This is a genomic window from Bradyrhizobium sp. PRIMUS42 (assembly GCF_023006515.1).
GTDB lineage: Bacteria > Pseudomonadota > Alphaproteobacteria > Rhizobiales > Xanthobacteraceae > Bradyrhizobium.
Genome location: NZ_JALBGZ010000541.1, coordinates 1 through 4,319 on the forward strand (window position 1 = coordinate 1; position 4,319 = coordinate 4,319).

Annotated in this window: 3 protein-coding genes; all 3 read left to right on the forward strand. The window is 65.6% G+C overall.

Features of this window, described 5'->3' with window-relative positions; genetic code table 11:
- On the forward strand, window positions 1-419 hold a 419-nt coding region (locus tag MOV75_RS28760), incomplete at its 5' end, for a methyl-accepting chemotaxis protein (protein WP_247007028.1).
- A gap of 195 nt (window positions 420-614) precedes the next feature.
- Window positions 615-2,585 carry a methyl-accepting chemotaxis protein gene (locus MOV75_RS28765; RefSeq protein WP_246925862.1) on the forward strand — a complete coding sequence of 657 codons (1,971 nt, stop codon included), beginning with the start codon at window positions 615-617 and terminating at the stop codon, window positions 2,583-2,585.
- Window positions 2,586-2,869: 284 nt separating this feature from the next.
- The coding region (locus MOV75_RS28770; RefSeq protein ID WP_247007029.1) for a methyl-accepting chemotaxis protein at window positions 2,870-4,319 on the forward strand (1,450 nt) is incomplete at its 3' end.

Sequence of the window (4,319 nt, forward strand, 5' to 3'; positions counted from 1 at the left end):
AGGCCGGTCGCGGCTTCGCTGTCGTCGCCTCCGAGGTCAAGGCGCTCGCCGAGCAGACCGCGAAGGCGACGGGCGAGATCGGGCAGCAGATCGCCGGCATCCAGAGCGCGACCGAGCATTCGGTCGGCGCCATCAGGGACATCAGCCACACCATCGAGAAGCTGTCGGAGATTTCTTCGACCATCGCGGCCGCCGTCGAGGAGCAGGGCGCGGCAACGCAGGAAATTTCCCGCAACGTGCAGCAGGCGGCCGAGGGCACTCATCAGGTGTCGTCCAACATCACCGACGTGCAGCGCGGCGCGAGCGAGACAGGCTCGGCGTCCTCGCAGGTGCTGTCCGCCGCGCAGATGCTGTCCGGCGACAGCAATCGCCTCAAGCTCGAGGTCAGCAAGTTTCTCGGCACCGTGCGCGCCGCCTGACGGCGGCGTCCTTCGCAGGCCTGATCTGCAACCGTCGCGCGTGACTGCGCGGCGGTCGCGCGCGTTCGTATTTCGGCGTTGTGATCGTGCCCGCAGGGTTAACCTTCCGGCAAAGCGATGCGGTCATGATGCCCGCAATATTCCGGGCGCTGAGTCGCCCCTCGCGTATTGCGTCTCAATCGTTGGAGCACATTCATGAGTGGCATTTCCATTCGCTTGACCCACAAGGTCATGGCGATCGGACTGTTCGGCCTTATCGGGCTCGTCGCCTTCGGCGCGATCTACGAGATCGGCAGTCTCTCCCAGGACGCCTCCCGCGACGCTGCCAACCGCGCCCGCGCGATCGTCGACCTCAACGAGCAGCTCTCGATCGAGATGCTCGAGGCTCGCCGCAACGAGAAGAATTTTCAGCAGCGGCGCACCGAGGGCTACGCCAAGGCGCATGCCGAACTGATCGGGCCGATCAACCGCGATTTCGACGAGGTGGATCGGTTGATCGCGGCCGGCGGCATGAATGCGTTGTCCGACAGGATGAAGCAGGCCCAGACCGGCTTCAAGCGCTATGCATCCGACTTTGGTGCGCTGGTGGCGGCTGAGACCAAGCTCGGACTGAACGAAACGCTAGGCCTGTCCGGCTCGCTCCGCGCCGCGGTGCACGACATCGAGGCCAAGCTGAAGGAGATCGACGATCCCAGGATGACAAGCTGGATGCTGATGATGCGCCGGCACGAAAAGGACTTCATGCTGCGGCGCGACCCAAAATACATTGCCGAGATGAAGAAGGCCGCTGCCGAGTTCTCCAAGGCAATAGAAGTCGTCGCCGTCCCAATAGCGGTGATGAACGACATCACGGCCAAACTCCAGAAATACCAGTCAGAGTTCGCTGCCTGGACGGAGACCGCGCAGCAGAGTGCGGCGCTCGATACCAGCATGATGAAGACGTTCCGCGAGATCGAACCTGTCATGGCCGAGGTGCGAGCTGCCGTCGATGCCAAGTATAAGCAGGCCGACGCTGCCGAGGCTGCAACGCGTGACGCTGTGCGGCTATGGATGGCGGTCACCTTCGGCGTTACCATCGTGGCGCTCGCTGCAGTCGGTTTCCTGCTCGGACGTTCGATCTCGAAGGCACTTGCCGCCATGGTCGCGGCGATGACGCGGCTTGCGCGCGGCGAGCTCTCGATTTCCGTTCCCGGTATCGGGCGCAAGGATGAAATCGGCGAGATGGCCGGTGCCGTCGAGGTGTTCAGGAGCAACATGGCGGAGGCCGATCGGCTGCGTACCGAGCAGGCCGAAGCGGACGCACGCGGGCGCGCGCAGCGCAAAACCGATATGCAGCGGCTCGCCGACACGTTCGAAGGCGCGGTCGGCGAGATCATCGAGACGGTGTCGTCGGCGGCGACCGAGCTCGAGGCGTCGTCGAACACGCTGACTCAGGCCGCCGAGCGCGGCAACGGGCTTGCCACGGCTGTGGCGGGGGCCTCGGAGGAGGCGTCCGCCAATGTGCAATCGGTTTCCGCAGCCAGCGAGGAGATGACCTCGTCGGTCTCCGAGATCAGCCGCCAGGTGCAGGAATCGGCGCGCGTAGCCGACGTCGCGGTCGGGCAGGCCCAGCGCACCAATGCGCGCGTCGCCGAGCTGACGAAAGCCGCCTCCCGCATCGGCGACGTGGTCGAGCTGATCAACACCATCGCCGCGCAGACCAACCTGTTGGCGCTCAATGCGACGATCGAGGCGGCGCGGGCGGGCGAAGCCGGCAAGGGCTTTGCGGTGGTCGCCACCGAAGTGAAGGCGCTTGCCGAGCAGACCGCGAAAGCCACGGGCGAGATCGGCCAGCACATCGGTGCGATCCAGGCCGCAACGGAGGACTCTGTCGGCGCGATCAAGGAGATCGGCGACACCATCGCGAAGATGTCGGAGATCTCGTCGACCATCGCCGCAGCGGTGGAGGAGCAGGGAGCCGCCACGCAGGAGATCTCCCGCAACATCCAGCACGCGGCGCAAGGTACCTCCGAAGTCTCGGCGAACATCGCCGACGTCCAGCGCGGCGCCGGCGAGACGGGGGCCGCCTCGGCGCAGGTGCATTCGGCCGCGCAGTCGCTGTCGCAGGAGAGCAACCGGCTCAAGAGCGAGGTGGCGCGCTTCCTGGAGTCGGTGCGGGCGGCTTAGCGGCGGTCGTCACCCCGAGCAAATGTTGCAGCGCGTCAAGGGCGGCGCGCTCGCACCACCGCACGCGATAACCGCGTGCAGCAACAAATGCATGGAAAATACGCGGGCCGGGCCCTACCCGTAGTTTTACGTAGGATCATGTTAACGCCTGCTTGCGATTATGGACGGCAATCTTACGGGATAAGAACCAGCCAGCACCGTTGAACTGACCGCTGCACGGTCGTCCGTCGTGACGCCTGGCGCAGGTGATGTGCGCGTTGCCCGGCATCGTTGGGATTTGTGTGATGTCGAAGTTGTCGATCGTGTTCAAGCTGCTGACCGTGCTGTCGGTCCTCGTGCTCTCGCTCGCCGGTGTCGGCGTGACGGCGATCGGCACGATGCAGAACATCAACGCCCACACCGTCGAGATCGCGGAGAGCTGGCTGCCGAGCGTGCGTGCGCTCGGCTCGATGCGCGCCGACATCAATGAGCTGCGCGTCGCGCTTCGCCTGCATCTGATGCAGGAAACGGCCGAAGGCAAGGAAGCCGCCGAGAAGCGCCTCGCCTCGTTGCGTGAGCGCATCGAGAAGACGCGCAAGGTCTACGAGCCGCTGATCACGGTCGCTGAGGAACGCGCGCTCTATGAGCAATGGAGCAAGGCGTGGGTCGAATATCTGAATGGCGTGCAGGAGACGATGGCGCTGTCGCGCAAGAGCGTCGGCCGCTTCCCGACCGACGCCAACGAGATGTTGCAGACCAGGGTTGCCAAGATGGCGCAGGCGGCCGATCCGCTGCTTCAGAAAGGCATCGAGCTCAACAACAGCGGCGCCGAGCTGGAGACGAAGCAGGCGGCCGACAGCTACGCTGCGATCTTCCGGATTCTGGTCGGCATCATCGTGCTCTCCGTCGTGATCGCGATCGGCGCCGCCTATTATCTCGTGCGTGACGTGTCTCGCGGCATTGCCTCGATCATCCGTCCGATGCAGTCGCTCGGCGAGGGCGACCTTTCGGCCGAGGTGCCGCATCGCGGCGAGAAGACCGAGATCGGTTCGATGGCGGATGCACTCCAGATCTTCAAGGAGGCGCTGATCGCCAAGAAGGCCGCCGACGAGGCGGCGGCGCGCGACGCCGAGGCCAAGATCGAACGCGGCCGCCGGGTCGACGCGATCACCAGTCGGTTTGAAGCCATGATCGGCGAGGTGGTCGGCACGGTCTCCTCGGCCTCGACCGAGCTCGAGGCGTCGGCCTCGACGCTGACCGGCACCGCGCAACGCGGCAAGGAACTCGCGACCGTGGTTGCCGCTGCGTCCGAGGAGGCCTCCACCAACGTGCAGGCGGTCGCCTCCGCATCCGAAGAACTCTCGTCCTCCATCACCGAGATCAGCCGCCGCGTGCAGGATTCGGCGCGGATGGCGGCAGAAGCCGTCGAGCAAGCCGCGCGGACCAACGAGCGCGTCAACGCGCTGTCGCAGGCCGCGTCCCGCATCGGCGACGTAGTCGAGCTCATCAATACCATCGCAGGCCAGACCAATTTGTTGGCCCTGAACGCCACCATCGAGGCGGCGCGCGCGGGCGAAGCCGGCCGCGGCTTTGCGGTCGTCGCGTCGGAAGTCAAGGCGTTGGCCGAGCAAACGGCGAAGGCGACTGGCGAGATCGGCGCGCAGGTGTCGGGCATCCAGGCCGCGACGCAGGAATCCGTCAGCGCCATCCAGGAGATCGGCGGCACCATCGAGCGGCTGTCCGAGGTGTCCGCAG

What these genes read in the sequence shown, in the direction of transcription:
- MOV75_RS28765 (WP_246925862.1), top strand. Translation starts at nt 615, where the DNA reads ATGAGTGGCATTTCCATTCGCTTGACCCACAAGGTCATGGCGATCGGA.